The organism is Pseudomonas sp. Y24-6, assembly GCF_020295325.1.
GTDB lineage: Bacteria > Pseudomonadota > Gammaproteobacteria > Pseudomonadales > Pseudomonadaceae > Aquipseudomonas > Aquipseudomonas gregormendelii.
In genome coordinates this window covers 1-2,569 of the sequence record NZ_JACBXG010000034.1, presented here as the reverse complement: position 1 = coordinate 2,569, position 2,569 = coordinate 1, and the positions used below count along the sequence as shown (strand labels likewise).

Below are 2,569 nucleotides of genomic sequence, written 5' to 3'. Positions count from 1 at the left end.
CCCCCTGAGTTGATCACGATATGTTGACCACCCGCCGCAAGCGTCAGGCTCATGCCGGCATCGATCACCACATTGGTCGCGGTGACATGGGCTTGGGATCCAGCCTGAATGACCAACGTGCCGCTCGCGGTGGTGCTGCTGTTGCCAGTGATGGAAATCAGGTCATTGCCACCGATCAGCGTGTTGCGCTCGCCGTGGGTGGTGTGCTGCTCGTTGCCCTGGACAAGGCTGGTGCTGTGGTTATCGACCTGTTCAAAGCGGTCACGCCCAATCAGGCTACGACTGTCCTGAGTGATCTGCTCACGGCGGTCCTGGCCGATCTGGGTCTCACTGTCGTTGAGGATCAACTGTTTCAGGTCGCGCTGGGCACGCAGGTAGATCTGCTCCTGTCCGGCGCGGTCTTCAATTGACAGTTCGTTGTAGCCGCCATTGCGCGGCGAGCTGTCACTGCGCAGCACGGTTCGGGTCTTATTCGCCGGCAAGGGATACGGCACAGGCATGACCTTATTGGACACGCAACCGGTGATCAACGGATCATCGGGGTTACCCTCCAGGTAGGTGACCACCACTTCCATACCGATGCGCGGGATCGTTACCGCGCCAAAGCTTTCTCCAGCCCAGCTCGATGAGACCCGCAGCCAACAACTGCTCTTTTCACTGCCACGCTCGCTCCGGTCCCAATGGAACTCGACTTTCACCCGACCGTATTCATCACAATAAATCTCTTCCCCGGCTGGACCAGTGACCCGCGCCGTCTGGCTGACCAGTACCGACGGGCGCGTGACCAGCGGTGGACGATAGAACACGTCCCAGGGTATAGCGCTAAAGCTGTTGCGGTAGCCTTGGGTGAAGCCATCCTCTGGCTTGACATCGCTGCTGATGGACTCTTCCAGCACCTGCGGCTGCTTGCCTTCGTGCTTCACACCGAGCAGTAACCATAAGGCGTTACAGGACGAACGCGGATGCTCGCTCAGCGTGAAAAAATGCCCGCTGCGCAGGTTCGGCTGATCACTTTTGCCTTCGGTCAACTGGTAGTCAGCGCGGTGCCGCTCCAGAGCCTGGCGGGCCAGCTGGCGGCCGCGCCGCTTACTGTCGATCAACAGTGGCGAACGGTAGTCCTCCAGCGCCGGGTTGAATTGCGCGCTGCACTGGCCTTCCAGCAACAGGCTGGGGCGGGTGAAGTCGTAATGGTGGCGGGTGACCTTGCTGGTCCGGGTGCTGAAACGTTGGCTGAAATGCCGCACCACCGGATGATCGGCCACTTGGCCACTACCTTGCTGGTACGGCGTGGTCCCGAGGGTAGGAAAGAAAGTCTGATCGTCAGTGAAGACCAGATGATGCCCCTGTGGACTGTGCTGATGGTGCCAGGCCATGCCCTCTTCACTACACAGGCGCTGGACAAACTGGAAATCACTTTCTCCGTACTGGGTGCAGTATTCGCGTGCTGGGCTGCTGCTGACATGAAAGGTATAGGCATCGGCCAAAATGCCGTGGCCCTTGAGGACCTGGGCAATGATTTGCGCGACCGTCAGTTGCTGAAAGATCCGTTGCTGGTGGCAGAACTGCAAGTAGTGCAGGGCCGGGACCAGTGTCAGGTGATAACGAGTCAAGCGTGGACCGGCGTCGCCCACCCACACATCTTCGATGCAGCCATGCAGGCCTTCGCCATTGAGGCCAAATTGAAGAAACGCCGGTTGTCTGAGCAAGCCTTCCAGATCGATATCGGGGCGCTGGCTGACCAGCTCCAACTGCAGCGCATACAAGCTGCTGAGAGTCTCACTGCCGTGAAACGCCAGCACTTTAAAGTCATGGCGCACCGCGGGGATCAGCAGGTCGAACTGCGCGGTATTGGCCGAAGCGAACATAAGCGTGTCCTTGGTCGAAAGTAAGAGTCCGTTGAAATGAACGCCAAGTCCTGCACCCGCTGACCGCAGGTACAGAGCATGACCACACGCGGCTGAACGTCTCAGCCACGCGCAGCGCCCGACGCTGTCGCAACAGGCCGGGCCGAGGCGGGTCGCTCAGGTTTAGCCGGCGACAGGGGTGCGCCAGTCATCGGAGCCGGAAGTGCCGCAGACTTCATGGGTCCAGGTGATCTTGCGGTAGGTGAAGTGCACGTCTTCCAGGTGAGTAAAGTGCGAATTCGCTGGATCCTGGCAGTTGAGCATGTAGTCCTTGATGTCGACGATGATCGCGTCTTCCAGCTTGGTGGTGTAGTAGTGCTCCTGCGTACCCGCAGCCGAGGTGCGGTACCACTGGATTTCGATCGAGGTCAGACGCTCGCCGGAAGTCAAGGCGGCCAACAGCAGTGGCGAGGCCTTGTCGAAGACCTTGGTAATGACCACTGGCTTGTGCACACGTTGACCGGTCGGCTGGCCCGACTGCGGGTCACGTGGGATGATCACTTCGTGGCTGAAGCCTTGCACCATGACCTGGTCTTCGTGACCTTCCTGATAGGTATTGCCAACGGAATCGGCGGTGAATGCGCCGGCGGTGATCAGGCCTTGTTTGGTGCCGGTGATGGACATGTAAGCGGGTGTAGCCATGGTGATGCTCCTTGCTGGATAAA

Annotated in this window: 2 protein-coding genes; both read right to left on the bottom strand. The window is 59.4% G+C overall.

Annotation, left to right across the window (positions count from 1 at the left end):
- Positions 1 to 1,865: type VI secretion system tip protein VgrG (gene tssI, locus HYI44_RS29065; protein WP_225571198.1), on the bottom strand; the 1,865-nt coding region annotated here is incomplete at its 3' end.
- Positions 1,866 to 2,027: 162 nt separating this feature from the next.
- The gene (locus HYI44_RS29060) at positions 2,028 to 2,546 is read right to left on the bottom strand and encodes an Hcp family type VI secretion system effector (RefSeq protein WP_201148541.1); all 519 of its coding nucleotides are present in this window, start codon (positions 2,544 to 2,546) and stop codon (positions 2,028 to 2,030) included.
- Between the last annotated feature and the right edge of the window lie 23 nt (positions 2,547 to 2,569).